21 protein-coding genes and 1 pseudogene are annotated in these 15,334 nt (G+C 43.2%); 2 read left to right on the top strand and 20 right to left on the bottom strand.

Annotation, left to right across the window (positions count from 1 at the left end):
- Positions 1-31: 31 nt before the first annotated feature.
- The 16 genes and pseudogenes from rpsN to ansB all read right to left on the bottom strand — a co-directional run bounded on the left by rpsN (position 32) and on the right by ansB (position 8,215).
- On the bottom strand, positions 32-337 hold the full coding sequence (rpsN, locus tag MS_RS09295; RefSeq protein ID WP_011201193.1) for a 30S ribosomal protein S14: 306 nt from the start codon (positions 335-337) through the stop codon (positions 32-34).
- Between the two features lie 11 nt (positions 338-348).
- A complete protein-coding gene (rplE, locus tag MS_RS09300) occupies positions 349-888 on the bottom strand; it encodes a 50S ribosomal protein L5 (RefSeq protein ID WP_011201194.1) in 540 nt (179 codons plus the stop codon).
- A 17-nt stretch (positions 889-905) separates the two neighbouring features.
- The gene (gene rplX, locus MS_RS09305) at positions 906-1,217 is read right to left on the bottom strand and encodes a 50S ribosomal protein L24 (RefSeq protein ID WP_011201195.1); all 312 of its coding nucleotides are present in this window, start codon (positions 1,215-1,217) and stop codon (positions 906-908) included.
- Positions 1,218-1,232: 15 nt separating this feature from the next.
- A complete protein-coding gene (rplN, locus tag MS_RS09310; RefSeq protein WP_005759632.1) occupies positions 1,233-1,604 on the bottom strand; it encodes a 50S ribosomal protein L14 in 372 nt (123 codons plus the stop codon).
- Between the two features lie 255 nt (positions 1,605-1,859).
- Positions 1,860-2,117 carry a 30S ribosomal protein S17 gene (gene rpsQ, locus MS_RS09315; protein ID WP_005759643.1) on the bottom strand — a complete coding sequence of 86 codons (258 nt, stop codon included), beginning with the start codon at positions 2,115-2,117 and terminating at the stop codon, positions 1,860-1,862.
- On the bottom strand, positions 2,117-2,308 hold the full coding sequence (rpmC, locus tag MS_RS09320) for a 50S ribosomal protein L29 (RefSeq protein WP_011201197.1): 192 nt from the start codon (positions 2,306-2,308) through the stop codon (positions 2,117-2,119). Before rpmC ends, rpsQ begins: the two co-directional genes overlap by 1 nt.
- Positions 2,308-2,718, bottom strand: a complete 411-nt coding sequence (gene rplP / locus MS_RS09325) for a 50S ribosomal protein L16 (protein WP_011201198.1) — start codon at positions 2,716-2,718, stop codon at positions 2,308-2,310. Before rplP ends, rpmC begins: the two co-directional genes overlap by 1 nt.
- Positions 2,719-2,731: 13 nt before the next feature.
- On the bottom strand, positions 2,732-3,439 hold the full coding sequence (rpsC, locus tag MS_RS09330) for a 30S ribosomal protein S3 (RefSeq protein ID WP_011201199.1): 708 nt from the start codon (positions 3,437-3,439) through the stop codon (positions 2,732-2,734).
- A 16-nt stretch (positions 3,440-3,455) separates the two neighbouring features.
- Positions 3,456-3,788, bottom strand: a complete 333-nt coding sequence (rplV, locus tag MS_RS09335; protein WP_011201200.1) for a 50S ribosomal protein L22 — start codon at positions 3,786-3,788, stop codon at positions 3,456-3,458.
- A gap of 10 nt (positions 3,789-3,798) precedes the next feature.
- Positions 3,799-4,074 carry a 30S ribosomal protein S19 gene (gene rpsS / locus MS_RS09340; protein ID WP_005539416.1) on the bottom strand — a complete coding sequence of 92 codons (276 nt, stop codon included), beginning with the start codon at positions 4,072-4,074 and terminating at the stop codon, positions 3,799-3,801.
- 25 nt (positions 4,075-4,099) lie between these two features.
- A complete protein-coding gene (rplB, locus tag MS_RS09345; RefSeq protein ID WP_011201201.1) occupies positions 4,100-4,921 on the bottom strand; it encodes a 50S ribosomal protein L2 in 822 nt (273 codons plus the stop codon).
- Positions 4,922-4,941: 20 nt separating this feature from the next.
- The gene (gene rplW, locus MS_RS09350) at positions 4,942-5,247 is read right to left on the bottom strand and encodes a 50S ribosomal protein L23 (RefSeq protein WP_011201202.1); all 306 of its coding nucleotides are present in this window, start codon (positions 5,245-5,247) and stop codon (positions 4,942-4,944) included.
- Positions 5,244-5,846, bottom strand: coding sequence for a 50S ribosomal protein L4 (rplD, locus tag MS_RS09355; RefSeq protein WP_011201203.1), 603 nt, complete (start codon positions 5,844-5,846; stop codon positions 5,244-5,246). Before rplD ends, rplW begins: the two co-directional genes overlap by 4 nt.
- 15 nt (positions 5,847-5,861) lie before the next feature.
- The gene (gene rplC, locus MS_RS09360; RefSeq protein ID WP_011201204.1) at positions 5,862-6,488 is read right to left on the bottom strand and encodes a 50S ribosomal protein L3; all 627 of its coding nucleotides are present in this window, start codon (positions 6,486-6,488) and stop codon (positions 5,862-5,864) included.
- 16 nt (positions 6,489-6,504) lie between these two features.
- Positions 6,505-6,816 (bottom strand): 30S ribosomal protein S10, encoded by a 312-nt coding sequence (gene rpsJ / locus MS_RS09365; protein WP_001181005.1) that lies wholly within the window; start codon positions 6,814-6,816, stop codon positions 6,505-6,507.
- A 350-nt stretch (positions 6,817-7,166) separates the two neighbouring features.
- Positions 7,167-8,215: pseudogene (gene ansB, locus MS_RS09370) on the bottom strand (L-asparaginase 2).
- Between the two features lie 173 nt (positions 8,216-8,388).
- Here ansB and MS_RS09375 point away from each other — a divergent pair.
- Together MS_RS09375 and dusA are read left to right on the top strand one after the other, a co-directional pair.
- Positions 8,389-9,774 (top strand): chloride channel protein, encoded by a 1,386-nt coding sequence (locus tag MS_RS09375; protein ID WP_011201206.1) that lies wholly within the window; start codon positions 8,389-8,391, stop codon positions 9,772-9,774.
- A gap of 57 nt (positions 9,775-9,831) precedes the next feature.
- Positions 9,832-10,815, top strand: a complete 984-nt coding sequence (gene dusA / locus MS_RS09380; RefSeq protein WP_011201207.1) for a tRNA dihydrouridine(20/20a) synthase DusA — start codon at positions 9,832-9,834, stop codon at positions 10,813-10,815.
- Positions 10,816-10,972: 157 nt separating this feature from the next.
- Here the strand turns inward: dusA and MS_RS09385 are convergent, their stop codons facing one another.
- From MS_RS09385 to mobA, 4 genes are all read right to left on the bottom strand, one after another.
- Positions 10,973-12,574, bottom strand: a complete 1,602-nt coding sequence (locus MS_RS09385) for an ABC transporter substrate-binding protein (RefSeq protein WP_011201208.1) — start codon at positions 12,572-12,574, stop codon at positions 10,973-10,975.
- Between the two features lie 91 nt (positions 12,575-12,665).
- On the bottom strand, positions 12,666-14,057 hold the full coding sequence (locus tag MS_RS09390) for a DHA2 family efflux MFS transporter permease subunit (RefSeq protein ID WP_011201209.1): 1,392 nt from the start codon (positions 14,055-14,057) through the stop codon (positions 12,666-12,668).
- Positions 14,058-14,083: 26 nt separating this feature from the next.
- Entirely contained in the window at positions 14,084-14,623 is a 540-nt protein-coding gene (mobB, locus tag MS_RS09395) for a molybdopterin-guanine dinucleotide biosynthesis protein MobB (protein WP_226977684.1), read from the bottom strand.
- Positions 14,624-14,711: 88 nt separating this feature from the next.
- On the bottom strand, positions 14,712-15,284 hold the full coding sequence (gene mobA / locus MS_RS09400) for a molybdenum cofactor guanylyltransferase MobA (RefSeq protein ID WP_011201212.1): 573 nt from the start codon (positions 15,282-15,284) through the stop codon (positions 14,712-14,714).
- Positions 15,285-15,334: the final 50 nt, after the last annotated feature.

Here is a 15,334-nt window from a genome sequence, read left to right on the forward strand (position 1 = left end):
TTTTTCTCCGATTCCAAAATAAAGTGGTAAATTACCAACTTGCTTTTTTAAGGCCAGGGATTTCGCCACGCATTGCTGCTTCGCGAACCTTAATACGGCTTAAACCAAACTTACGAAGAACGCCGTGAGGACGTCCGGTTTGGCTGCAGCGGTTACGTTGACGGCTTGGGCTTGAATCACGTGGTAAAGTTTGTAACTTTAACACTGCATCCCAACGCTCTTCATCGGATGAATTTACGTCAGAAATGATTCTTTTTAATTCAACGCGTTGAGCGTAAAATTTTTCAGCCAATTTAACGCGTTTTACATCGCGTGCTTTCATTGATTGTTTAGCCATTGTAACCTGCCTTATTTACGGAATGGGAAATTAAAGGCAGCAAGTAGTGCTTGACCTTCTTCATCACTCTTAGCCGTAGTTGTGATAGTAATATCCAAACCACGTACACGATCTACTTTATCGTAGTCGATTTCAGGGAAGATGATTTGCTCGCGCACACCCATACTATAGTTACCGCGTCCATCAAATGACTTCGCACTTAAACCGCGGAAGTCACGGATACGAGGAACCGCAATTGTAATTAAGCGTTCTAAGAACTCCCACATACGTTCGCCACGTAGTGTTACTTTACAACCGATTGGATATCCCTGACGGATTTTAAAGCCTGCAACAGATTTGCGAGCTTTAGTAATTAAAGGTTTTTGACCGCTAATTGCCGTTAGATCCGCTACTGCGTTATCTAAAAGTTTTTTGTCGGTCAATGCTTCACCCACACCCATATTCAGGGTAATCTTTTCGATTCGTGGGACTTGCATGACAGATGCGTAGTTGAATTTAGTTTTTAATTCGTTCACTACTTGATCTCTGTAGTAATCATGCAGTTTCGCCATCGCATTACTCCAGTTTGTTAAATAATTTCATTGTTAGATTTGAAGAAACGGACTTTTTTGCCATCTTCGAATCTAAAACCTACACGGTCAGCTTTATTTGTTTTAGGATTAAAAATCGCAACATTTGATACATCAATTGCCGCTTCTTTCTTCACTAAGCCACCTTCTTTTCCTAATGCAGGAACCGGTTTTTCATGTTTAGTGATGATTTTAACACCTTCAACAATCACTTTTCCGTTTGGCAACACTTGTGTTACCTTACCACGTTTACCTTTGTCTTTTCCGGTAAGAACGATTACTTCATCATTTTGACGAATTTTTGCAGCCATTTAATGCTTCTCCTCTTATAGTACTTCTGGTGCTAAAGAGATGATCTTCATGAATTTCTCTGAACGAAGTTCACGAGTCACCGGTCCAAAAATACGAGTACCGATAGGTTGCTCTGAGTTATTGTTTAAGATAACACAAGCATTACCATCGAAGCGAATAACTGCTCCGTCTGGGCGACGAACACCCTTCTTGGTGCGCACAACAACCGCTTTTAACACATCACCTTTTTTTACTTTACCGCGTGGAATCGCTTCTTTTACAGTAACTTTAATGATATCGCCAATAGCAGCGTAACGACGGTGCGATCCACCTAGAACCTTGATACACATTACGCTGCGAGCGCCTGAATTATCAGCAACATCCAGCATAGTCTGTTCTTGGATCATATTAGTGCTCCGTTAAGTTAATAATACACCCTTTCGGGACGAACCTATTCACCCTAAGGTAAATAGGGTGCAGATTTTAGCAATTCAAGAGGGAAAAATCAACAGAATTTTCAGGATTATTATGCTTTCTCTTAACAAGAAATAAACGTAAAAGTGCGGTTAAAAAAATGCGATTTTTTAACCGCACTTTTACCGCATTTTACAGAAAGAAAAGCCCCGGTTAATACCGGGGCTTTCGAGTTTTAATATAGTTAATTAAGCTTCAACAGCTTTTTCAACTACACGAACTAATGTCCAAGATTTAGTTTTTGATACCGGACGACATTCTTTAATTTCGACAGTATCACCAATTCTTGCTTCATTGTTCTCGTCATGCACGTGTAATTTTGTGGTACGACGGATAAATTTACCTAAAAGTGGGTGTTTCACTTTACGCTCAATTGCGATTGTGAAAGATTTATCCATTTTATCGCTGATTACACGACCTTGCACGGTACGAATTTTATCAGTCATTACTCACCCGCCTTCTCGGTTAGTACAGTTTTAACTTGTGCAATATTACGACGCACTTGTTTTAACTGATGGGTTTGTTGAAGCTGACCTGTAGCGGCTTGCATACGCAATTTAAATTGCTCGCCTGCTAAGTTAGCTAATTCAGCATTCAGCTCTTCAACAGTTTTTGCACGTAGTTCTTGAGCTTTCATTACATCACCGTTTTAGTTACGAATGTTGTTTTAATTGGAAGTTTCGCTGCCGCTAAAGCAAATGCTTCGCGTGCGATTTCTTCAGAAACACCATCCATTTCATAAAGCACTTTACCCGGTTGGATTAAGGCTACCCAGTACTCAACGTTACCTTTACCTTTACCCATACGGACTTCTAATGGTTTTTCAGTAATTGGTTTGTCTGGGAATACACGGATCCAGATTTTACCTTGACGTTTAACCGCACGTGTCATTGCACGACGTGCTGCTTCGATTTGACGAGCTGTTAAACGACCACGGCCAATAGCTTTTAAACCGTAAGTACCGAAACTCACGTCGGTGCCCGCAGCGATACCGCGGTTACGACCTTTGTGAACTTTACGGAATTTTGTACGTTTTGGTTGCAACATTTAGCAGTTCTCCTTACTTACGACCTTTGCCGCGTGGTGCCTTTTTAGGCGCAGCAGGTTGTTGTTCTGGTTGTTGTGCAATTGCAGCCATTCCACCAAGAATTTCACCTTTGAAGATCCACACTTTAACGCCGATTACACCGTATGTAGTATGAGCTTCAGAAGTATTATAATCGATGTCCGCACGTAATGTATGTAATGGTACGCGACCTTCACGATACCACTCAGAACGTGCAATTTCTGCACCACCTAAACGACCGCTTACTTCAACTTTGATACCTTTGGCACCTAAACGCATTGCATTTTGTACCGCACGTTTCATTGCGCGACGGAACATCACACGACGTTCTAATTGAGAAGCGATGCTATCCGCGACTAATTTCGCATCCAGCTCAGGTTTTTTCACTTCAGCAATGTTGATTTGTGCCGGAACGCCTGCGATTTTCGCCACTGCGTTACGTAATTTTTCAACATCTTCGCCTTTTTTACCGATAACGATACCCGGACGAGCTGTGTGAATTGTTACACGAATACTTTTAGCAGGACGTTCAATAGTGATACGTGATACTGAAGCATTCGCTAATTCTTTATTCAAGAATTTACGTACTTTGAAATCGCCGTCTAAATTAGATGCGAAATCTTGTGTATTCGCGAACCAAGTAGAGCTCCAAGGCTTAACGATACCTAGGCGAATACCATGTGGATTTACTTTTTGACCCATTGCTATTCCTCTACGATTAACGATCTGACACAACCACTGTAATGTGGCTTGTACGTTTTAAAATACGATCTGCACGACCTTTAGCACGTGGCATAACACGTTTCATGCTAGGACCTTCATCAACGAAAATCTTCGTTACTTTAAGATCATCGATATCTGCACCGTCATTGTGCTCCGCATTAGCAATAGCAGATTCAAGTACTTTCTTAACTAAAGCCGCAGCTTTTTTATTTGTATAAGTTAAGATTTCTAATGCCGCCGCTACTTTTTTACCACGGATTAAATCCGCAACTAAGCGAGCTTTTTGAGCTGAAGTGCGAGCGTAACGATGTTTTGCAATAGTTTCCATCTTTTACCTCTTACTTCTTAGCTTTCTTATCCGCAGCGTGACCGCGGTATGTACGAGTCGGTGCAAATTCACCTAATTTATGACCGATCATTTCGTCTGATACATAAACAGGAACGTGCTGACGACCATTATGGACTGCGATGGTCAAACCAATCATTGATGGAATGATCATTGAACGACGGGACCAAGTTTTAATTGGTTTTTTATCCCCGCTTTCCACCGCCTTCTCTACCTTCTTCAACAAGTGGAGGTCAAGGAAAGGACCTTTCTTGAGAGAACGTGGCATGGCTTATCCTCTTAATTCAATTTAATTATTTGCCACGACGACGTACGATATATTTATCGGTACGTTTGTTGTGACGAGTTTTCTTACCTTTGGTTTGAACGCCCCAAGGTGATACCGGGTGTTTACCAAAGTTACGACCTTCACCACCACCGTGCGGGTGATCTACCGGGTTCATCGCAGTACCGCGAACTGTAGGGCGAACGCCTCTCCAGCGGTTGGCACCGGCTTTACCAAGTACGCGTAACATATGTTCTGAATTACCTACTTCACCAATGGTAGCGGTACATTCAGCTAATACTTTACGCATTTCACCGGAACGAAGACGTAAAGTTACATAGTTACCTTCACGTGCGATGATTTGTACATAACTACCTGCAGAACGAGCGATTTGACCGCCTTTACCAGGTTTTAATTCAACATTATGTACTGTCGAACCGACTGGGATATTGCGCATTGGTAATGCATTACCAACTTTAATCGGCGCATTAACACCAGCTTGGATTTGATCGCCTGCGCTTAAACCTTTAGGTGCTAAGATATAACGACGTTCACCGTCTTTATAAAGCACTAAAGCAATGTTTGCGGAACGATTCGGATCATATTCAAGACGCTCAACAACCGCTGGGATATCTAACTTGTTACGTTTGAAATCGATTAAACGGTAATGTTGTTTATGACCACCACCGATATGACGAGTAGTGATACGTCCTAAATTATTACGACCACCAGTTTTAGATTTAGTATCTAATAAAGGTGCGTAAGGTTTACCCTTATGTAATTCAGGGTTCACGATTTTAACAACGTGACGACGACCAGCGGAGGTCGGCTTACATTTAACGATAGCCATTTATTTCTTCTCCTCCGTTATTACTCTGCAGCGCCTTCAACGAAGTCCAATTCTTGGCCTTCGGCAAGGGTTACATAAGCTTTTTTCCAGTCACTGCGACGTCCTGTTTTAGCACCGTGACGTTTAGTTTTACCTTTAACTACAACGGTACGAACAGAATCCACTTTCACTTCAAATAATTGAGCAACTGCATTAGCAATTTCAACTTTATTAGCATCTAATGCTACTTTGAAAACGATAGTGTTAGACTTCTCAGCGTTATTTGTTGCTTTCTCAGAGATATGCGGTGCTTTAAGCACTTTTAACAAACGTTCTTGTTGACTCACGCTAACATCTCCTCAATTTGTTTCACAGCATCAACTGTAACAACCACTTTATTGAAAGCAATTAAGCTTACAGGGTCGATACCTTGAACATCACGAACGTCAACTTTATATAAGTTACGCGCCGCTAAGAATAGATTTTCATCTAAACTTGCTGTGATGATTAACACATCTTCAAGTGCTAAATCTTTTAATTTTTGAACTAAAACTTTAGTTTTTGGTGCGTCAATTTCGAATTTATCCACCACAACCAAACGGTCTTGACGAACTAATTCTGAAAGAATGCTTTTGATTGCACCACGGTACATTTTTTTGTTCACTTTTTGGCTGTGATCTTGTGGTTTCGCAGCAAAAGTGATACCGCCTGAACGCCAGATTGGTGATTTAATATCACCGGAACGGGCACGGCCTGTACCTTTTTGACGCCAAGGTTTTTTACCTGAACCAGACACTTCAGCACGAGTTTTTTGAGCGCGCGAACCTTGACGAGCACCTGCCGCATACGCAACAACTACTTGATGGATTAACGCTTCATTGAACTCACGTCCGAAGGTAGTTTCAGAAACAGCTAGTGCGTTTGCACCTACAACTTGTAATTCCATCTCTATCTCCTAGACTTATGCTTTAACTGCCGGTTTCACGATAACATCACTATTAGTCGCACCAGGGACGGCACCTTTAACTAATAATAATTTACGTTCAGCATCAACACGAACAACTTCCAGTGACTGAACGGTTACACGTTCGGCACCTAAGTGTCCTGCCATTTTTTTGCCTTTAAACACGCGACCCGGAGTTTGGTTTTGACCAATAGAACCAAGTACACGATGTGATAAAGAGTTACCGTGGGTTGCATCTTGAGTACGGAAATTCCAACGTTTAACACCACCTTGGAAACCTTTACCTTTAGATGTACCGGTAACATCAACTTTTTTAACATCCGCAAAGATGTCAACATTAATTTCTTGACCTAAAGTGAATTCTTCACCTTCAGTACGAAATTCCCATAAACCGCGACCAGCTTCAACACCTGCTTTCACGAAATGACCTGCTTCTGGCTTAGTTACACGGCTCGCTTTTTTCGAACCAGTAGTAACTTGAACAGCAGAATAACCATCGTTTTCAAGAGTTTTAACTTGAGTCACACGGTTGGCTTCGATTTCGATAACGGTAACTGGAATTGAAACGCCTTCTTCAGTGAAGATGCGAGTCATACCAACTTTACGACCGACTAAACCAATCATTGTAATAACCTCTTAATTAACCTAGGCTGATCTGCACGTCAACGCCGGCAGCTAAATCTAAACGCATTAATGCATCAACAGTTTTTTCTGTTGGCTCAACGATATCAACTAAACGTTTGTGAGTACGGATTTCATATTGGTCACGTGCATCTTTGTTCACGTGTGGAGAAATCAATACAGTGAAACGTTCTTTACGAGTTGGTAAAGGAATTGGACCACGAACTTGTGCACCAGTACGTTTAGCTGTTTCTACGATCTCCGCAGTAGATTGATCGATCAAACGATGATCAAAAGCTTTTAAGCGGATACGGATTCTTTGGTTCTGCATTAGACCAGAGCTCCAATAATTTTTAGCTAATAAAAAACTGACACCATCACCTTTCAACTTCTTAAATAAAAGGGAAGTGCAGCAGACCTATTTAGCTCCCAAATCGGGAACATTGTTATGTGTTACATATCGTAACACGCATTCAATAAATGATTACATTGAACGTCTTTCTCACGCTTTCACGTGTAAAGCCAGCGAATTCTACTCAAATTGTAAACATATTGCAAGCGTTTATTTAATAATAACGACAAATTACCGCTTTGCAAAAATCGTCAAAAAAATACCGCACTTTTAAAACTCAAAAGTGCGGTCGGAATTTGACAATTTTTATTTATGTTGATCTGCCCGATTTAGAAATCATCAAAATATTGTTGGATTTGTTAATATCCTTGGTTTGCGTTAAGGCAAGCTGCAATAACACTCTGGCTTTTTGCGGGTTGAGGGTGCCTGATGCGGCGAACCCTAAGGCGTTATCATCCACTTCGCCGTTACGGGTAGTATAACCGGTCGGCACACGGGAAGAACGCACTACGGCAACACCGTCTTTCGCCGCTTTTTCCAGGATAGCGGAATTAGCCTGATTCACATTACCGTTGCCGACGCCGGCGGTTACAATGCCTTCATATCCCGCATCTAATAATGCTTTCAGCGGTTCTGTCGGCATATTGGAATAAGCGTAAACAATACCGACTTTAGGTAACGCAGTTAAATTATCCACATTAAACGGTGTTGCGGTCGTATGTTTACTTTCCGGCGAACGTTCATAATCCACTTTGCTGTTATGGATATAACCCAAGCTGCCGAAATTCGGCGAATTAAACGTTTCTACCGCGGTGGTGCTTGTTTTTGTCACATCTCTGGCACCCAGAACCTTATCATTCATCGCTACTAACACGCCGCGCCCTGCGGATTTTTTGTCCGTCGCCACCACAACGGCATTATATAAATTAAGCGGACCGTCGGCACTTTTTTCGGTTGCCGGACGCATTGCCCCGACTAATACCACCGGTTTTTCACATTTTACCGTCATATCCAGAAAATAGGCGGTTTCTTCCATAGTATCCGTGCCGTGCGTAATCACAAAACCGTCGGTTTCGTTACATTTGGCATTAATGGTTTTTGCCAGTTTCAGCCACACCTCATCGCTCATATCCTGCGAACCGATATTAACCACTTGTTCACCGGTAATATTGGCGAGATCTTTCATTTCGGGCACCGCTTCAATTAAGGTTTGCACGGTTAACTGCCCCGCTTTATATGAGGAACTTACCGAAGTCGCACCACTACCGGCGATTGTACCGCCCGTTGCTAAAATCGTAATATTAGGTAATTCCGCCGCATTAGCAAAAGATACGCCTAAACCTAAGCTCATTGTTAGTGCAAGTTTAGTTAATTTCATGGTAACTCCTTAAAGTTTGAAGAATTCTTTTTAATTATGCGCTTTATAGTTGCAATCACAAACCCCGTTTATTCGTTTTTTGATCTAGTTCACAAGAAAATAATACTTTCAACGATGAACGGATTACCCTATTCCGGGTATAATTATCAAAAAATTAACTTTAGTCATACCTTATGTTCAATTTAAAACATTTTAAAACCCGGCTCGGTTTTATTATTCATAAAAAATTGCGCCAAACTCACCGCATTTCCCATAAAAGTATTGAATTTATCTGCTTATTATCAGGAGCCGCGTTGGTAGCGCTATTTTCGTTAGCGTTTGCTAAGCTTTCCGATCTCGGCTTGCAATGGAATGCCCGATGGTCCGCTCACTATCCTCTCGCAGTTTGGTTTATTCTGCCTTTAGGATTAGCCGCACTCAGCTGGTTTACGGCAAAATTCACGCCTTATGTTGGCGGCAGCGGAATTCCGCAGGTTATTGCAGCTATCAGCTTACCTCATGGTAAGAATAAAAATCGTTTGGTGGAGTTCTGGCAAACGTTATGGAAAATCCCGCTTACATTTTTAGCCATGCTAATAGGCGCTTCCGTCGGGCGCGAAGGGCCTTCCGTCCAAGTAGGGGCCGCGGTTATGTTAGCCTGGGGCAATTTTTGCCGTAAACATAATTTTGCCTTTAGAGGATTAAGCGCAAACGAATTAATAGCGGCGGGTGCCGGCGGCGGTTTGGCGGCGGCATTTAACGCGCCGCTGGCGGGTGTTATTTTCGCAATTGAGGAACTCGGCAGAGGCTTTGTTTTGCGCTGGGAACGTCGGATATTGCTCGGTGTGTTAGCCGCCGGTTTTATTTTAGTTGCCATTGAAGGAAATAATCCCTATTTTCCGCAATATCAGGGCGCTTATTCCTCACAATACATTTATTTATGGGTTATTTTATGTGGTGTGATCTGCGGTTTTTTCGGCGGCGTTTTTGCCCGGTTATTAGCGAAAGGCGCCGCCGGCGTTTCGCCTGCAAAAATCCGCGGTTGGGTGCGCCGCCATCCGATTTATACGGCTTTACTTCTCGGTCTAATGTTGGCGGCACTCGGTTCCTATACAAAAGGGCAAACCTACGGAACCGGTTATCATGTGGTTACTCAGGCATTAAGCGGAGAATTATTACAGCCGGAATCGGTGGGCATTGCTAAACTTGCCGCCACTGTCGCCACTTATTGGACCGGCATAGCGGGCGGTATTTTCACACCGTCGCTGACTATCGGCGCCGGTATAGGTTCGCAAATCGCCGCTTATGCCGGTGATTTAATTGACCCTCGCTTATTGGTGTTGCTTTGTATGTCGGGCTTTTTAGCCGGCGCCACCCAATCCCCCGTAACCGCCAGCGTGGTGGTTATGGAAATGACCGGCAGTCAACCGGTCTTGATTTGGGCATTGATTGGCTGTATTGTAGCGAGCTTTATTTCACGTCAGATTAATCCGAAACCCTTTTATCATTTAGGAGCGGCACGCTTTCGCCAGCGGGTTCAGGAAGAAAGCAAACTGAAAAACAATGATGTGAATCCCTAGAATCTGTTTATCTTTTATAGACAGATCCTAATCAGCCAAATTTAAGAAAGTAGAAAAATGAACCAAAATCAACCGCACTTTTATCGAGGACGCTTTTCCGTTGCGCCGATGCTTGACTGGACAACGCGTCACTGCCGTTATTTTCATCGCCAATTCAGCCGCCATGCATTACTTTATACCGAAATGGTGACCGCACCGGCAATTATTCATGCCAAATACGATCATTTGGAATTTGATCCGGCGGAAAATCCCGTTGCCTTGCAATTGGGCGGCAGCGATCCGGAACAATTACAACATTGCGCAAAACTGGCTGAACAACGGGGTTATACGGAAATCAATTTAAATGTGGGCTGCCCTTCCGATCGCGTACAAAACGGCATGTTCGGCGCCTGTTTAATGGCGAAAGCCGATTTGGTCGCCGAATGTGTGGAAAAAATGCAGGCTGAGGTAGAAATCCCCGTTACGGTGAAAACCCGGATCGGTATTGATAATCTGGACAGTTACCAATTCCTTTGTGATTTCATTCAAAAAGTGCATAGCAAAGGCTGCAATGAATTTATCGTGCATGCCCGTAAAGCCTGGCTTTCGGGTTTAAGTCCGAAAGAAAACCGCGAAATTCCGCCGCTGGATTATAACCGTGTTTATCAGCTGAAACGCGATTTTCCGCAACTTAGTATTAGCATTAACGGCGGTATAAAAACTATCGAAGAAATGACCGCACATTTACAATATGTTGACGGCGTGATGGTAGGGCGGGAAGCTTATCAGAACCCCGCCCTGTTAGGACAAATCGATCGGGCGTTATTTGACCTTAACGCACCTATCGTCACACCTCGCGAAGCGGTGGAAAAGATGTTCCCTTATATTGAACGGCAATTAAGCCGAGGCGTACATTTAAATCATATTGTCCGCCATATGCTCGGCGCATTCCAAAACTGCAAAGGTGCGCGCCAATGGCGCCGGCTTTTGAGCGAGAATGCACATAAAACGGGCGCCGGTATCGAGATTCTGGAAACCGCATTACACTTTGTTGAAGAATAAAAAAGTGCGGTTGAAATTTTGGAATTTTTTGATGAATATCGAAATATTATTTCGTTATAAACGGATGCCAGTCCATCACTTCTATCAAATAAAACTGCGGTCAAAAATCACAAAATTTTGACCGCAGTTTTTAACAGGGATTTTTATTAGTTGAAAGTTATTTCTTATCTTCGACCCGTACACCGTAGAAGGATGTATAACCGAACGGGCTTTGTTTGAAATCGCGAACCCGGGCGCTTAACGGCGCATAAGTTACTGCGTGAGCCATTGGGATCCAAGGAGCCTGATCGTGTGCGATAACTTGCGCTTGTTTATAAAGTGCCGCACGTTGCGCTTTGTCCGTTAAGCCGATGGCTTTATCCAACAAAGCGTCAAACTCGGCATTTTTCCAACGGGCATAGTTGCTGTTACCCGCATTAACGCCGGCTAATAACGGTGATAAAAAATTATCGGGGTCACCGTTATCACCTGACCAGCCAAAGGTTCCCGCGGTTAATTCGCCGGCCTTCGCCCGTTTAATGTAATCGCCCCATTCATAGCTGACTAATTTGGCTTTTACGCCGACTTTTTCCCAATCGCTTTGTACTAATTCAGACATTCGACGAGGATTAGGATTTGAATTACGCACCACCGGCTGAACCCAAAGCTCCGTTTCAAACCCGTTCGGGAAACCGGCTTCCGCTAAAAGTTGTTTTGCCTTTTCCGGATTATATTCATAAGGCTGAACCTGATCGTTATAACCCCAAATGGTCGGCGGCAGCGGATTCTTGGCGGCAATACCCGCACCTTGATATACCGCATTTAGGATAGTGTTTTTGTCCACCGCATAATTTAATGCCTGGCGCACTTTTACATTATCAAACGGCGCTTTTTCCGTATTAAAGGCGATATAGGCCACATTCAAACTTTCCTGTGACGGCATTTGAATACGCTTGTCCGCTTTCATGCGTTCAATATCCGCGGTATTCGGAAACTCCGCTAAATCACAGGCGCCTTGTTGTAATTTGGCATAACGTGTACCCGCATCAGGCGTAATGCTGAAAACCAAACGGTCAATAGCGGCTTTACCTTTCCAGTAGTCTTTGTTTGCCACAAAACGAACCGCTTTATCCACCTGATAGCCGGCAAAAACAAAAGGACCTGTACCAATCGGCTGATTATCAATAGTTTCCGGTTTGCCCGCCCGCATCATTTTATCGGCATATTCCGCCGAATAAATGGATAAAAAATCCATCCCTAAGCTGGCAAGAAAGGTCGCATCTTTGCGGGTTAAGGTAATTCTGACCTGATGATCATTCAGTTTTTCCACAGATTTCAACAAACTTGGAAATTTCATTGAATTGAAATACGGATAAGTTCCGTTTGAGACCTTGTGATAAGGATGATTCGAATCTAATTGACGTTGGAATGAAAAGATTACATCGTCCGCATTAAATTCACGGGTAGGCGTAAATTCTTTATTTGCATGAAATTTAACGCCTTTACGCAAATGAAAAGTATAAGTTAAACCGTCATCGCTGATATCCCAGCTTTCCGCTAATCCCGGTTCAATATCTACGCTGCCGCGTTTAAACTCGACTAAACGGTTATAAACCTGCTGAGAACTGGCATTATAAGAAATACCGTCCATCACAAGCGCCGGGCTGAAGCCCGTAGGTGCGCGACTGGTACAGTTTATAAAGGTGGTTTCCGCCGCTTGAACAAAGCCGATTGCGGATAATACCAATGCCGCAAGAGTAAATTTAGTTGTTAATTTCATAGAGTTTCCTCTCTTTACAGGGGACAGATAGTTCTAAGATAGAACTAAACCAATCATAAAGTAAATAATCAATCATTATTTATTATAACTATTACTTATGTAAATGCGCACCGTCTTCCTTTTTTAATCCGCTCAGAACAAGCACTAACAAAACGCCGAAACTCGCCGAAGTTAAATAGGTATAGCCGAAAGCTTGTTGCAATTGCACCGCACTTTCACCGATAAAATAACGATAAAGGCTTAAAATCAAAGCGGAAACCGCAATTCCCAAACCGATGCCCACTTGCTGTACAACACTTAAAAACGTCGAACCGGCACTGGCGTCCTGGTCGCTTAACTCGCTAATCGTTAATGTATTTACCGCCGTAAACACAATAGAAATGCAACCGCCATAAAGCGCCACGTTAACAATTAATATCCAAACAGGGCTGTCGATGTGTAAAAATGACATGACGGCAATAGACAGAGTTAATACAATTGAGGCGCTAATTAACGCAGTACGGTATCCGAGTTTGGTTAAAATACGTCCGCACAAAGGTTTGACTAACATCGAACTCAGCGCAATCGGCGCAATCAACATCCCCGCTTTATCCGCGCTATAATGAAAAACCACCTGATACATCAACGGCAACAGGAAGGGAATACCCGAAGCGCAAAGGCGAATCAGCATATTTGCCATAATGCCGACCCGAAAGGTACGGATTTTAAACAATGATAAAGGCAACAATGCCAGCCGTTCGCGTTTTTGGGCATGAAAACAATAAGTAATAATTAAAATCACCCCTAAAATAACGATAACCGTAGCCTGCCATTTAGCAATAAATTCTTCGCTGATGAGATCAAAACCTAAAGTTACGCCGACTAAACCGCCGCCCAGAAAGAAAAATCCCGCCCAGTCAAGTTTTTGCAAACTGCCCGTTACATTCGGCATGTAACGGTTCGCCAGCCAAATACCCAACAAACTCATAGGAATATTAATTAAAAAAATCCAATGCCAACTGGTATAAGTCACGATCCAGCCGCCTAAAATCGGGCCAAGAATAGGACCGGTTAAACCGGCGGTCGCCATTAAATTCCAGACCGGCAATAACTCCTGTTTCGGCACGCTGCGAATAATCGAAAGTCGTGCAACCGGCATCATTAATGCGCCGCCAAAGCCCTGTAACACTCGGGAAAAAATCAGCATAATTAAAGAAGAAGACATCGCACAGGCTAAAGAACCCAGCGCAAACATACCGACGGCAAAACGAAAGACCCGCAAGGTGCCGTATTTATCGGCGACCCAGCCGCTAATAGGAATAAACAATGCCACAGTCAACGCATAGCTAATCACCGCTAACTGCATTTCTAAGGGAGAATGATGAAGATCCGCGGCAATGGTCGGCAATGCCGTATTTAAGATGGTGGCGTCCAAAGATTGCATAAACAAGGCGCTTGCCGCAATCCATGCTAAAGAACGATAATTTGCTTCACCACTTGCCATAATACTTCCCGAATTACTTTCTCACTTTATTTAGCAAAATTTTCGTTTTTTTGACCGCACTTTTCTTCATACCAACGTTGAATAAACCGTGCGACGGCGGGAACATCATTAATATTTAAATCCGGCAGGTTTTGAACGAGCGGATAATCCGTTGCGGTGGCGATAACATACTCATCTAATTCGGGTAACGTTTTTTCCATTCCTTTGCGGTGTAACAAAATCTTCGCAATAGGTTCCTGCTTAAAGCCTTCCACCAGCACTAAATCCGTTAATGCGCTGTCAAATTGACCGGCTAAATAGCTTAACGATACCGGTTGTCGGGTTTCCGTCATAATAGCCCAGCGCCGGTCACAGGTCATAATCACTTGACTTGCGCCCGCTTCTTTCATACGCCAACTGTCTTTGCCCGGTTTATCAATATTTACATCATGATGAGTATGCTTAATAACCGCGACACGAATACCCAATCCGGTCAGTTGCGGCACTAGTTTTTCCAATAGGGTTGTTTTGCCGCTGCCACTATAACCGGTAATACCCAGCATTGGCAGGCTGTTTTGTGTTGTCATCTTATTCATCTCATCAAAAATCATGACGAAATTATATAATGCTTAACCCAACTTCTCTAGAAAAAACGTAGCGCTTTTTATTTTGCGACTATGGCGAATTAAGATCCGCCAAATTATTGATATTGATAAAGCCTTGTTTTTCCGTACTAAAATCTACCGCTACGGCACCGTGCATTTGCATAAAATACAGCATCCGACGTTCTCCGCCGGCGAGATAATCCGCCAATGCGTTTTTTAATTGGGTAGAAACCAAACAAAAAGTCGGATGATCACGTTCGCCGTCGTGGGCATAAGCCAACGAAATTTGCGAAAATTCCACCGCACTTTTTAGTTTTTCCAATAAATTCAACGGAAAATTAGGACAATCACAGGGCACAAATAACACATAATCGGTGGTCGCCCGTTCCAATGCGGTCAATATTCCGCTCAACGGACCTTGAAAGCCAGCAAGTCTATCGCTAAACACCGGCACGCCAAAGCGGGCATAAATTTCCCGGTTACGGTTCGCATTAATGGAAATCCGCTCAATTTGACGGTGAAGACGCTGATAAACGGTCTCAATTAAGGGCTTACCCCGCCAAAATTGCAAGCCTTTATCCACCCCGCCCATACGTCGACCGAGTCCGCCCGCTAAAATTACTGCGCTAATTGTTATCGTCATAAATTGTCAACCGCTCTTAATTCAAGTATGATTCGCACCATCTTTTTTTA

It is taken from the genome of [Mannheimia] succiniciproducens MBEL55E, assembly GCF_000007745.1.
Classification (GTDB): domain Bacteria; phylum Pseudomonadota; class Gammaproteobacteria; order Enterobacterales; family Pasteurellaceae; genus Basfia; species Basfia succiniciproducens.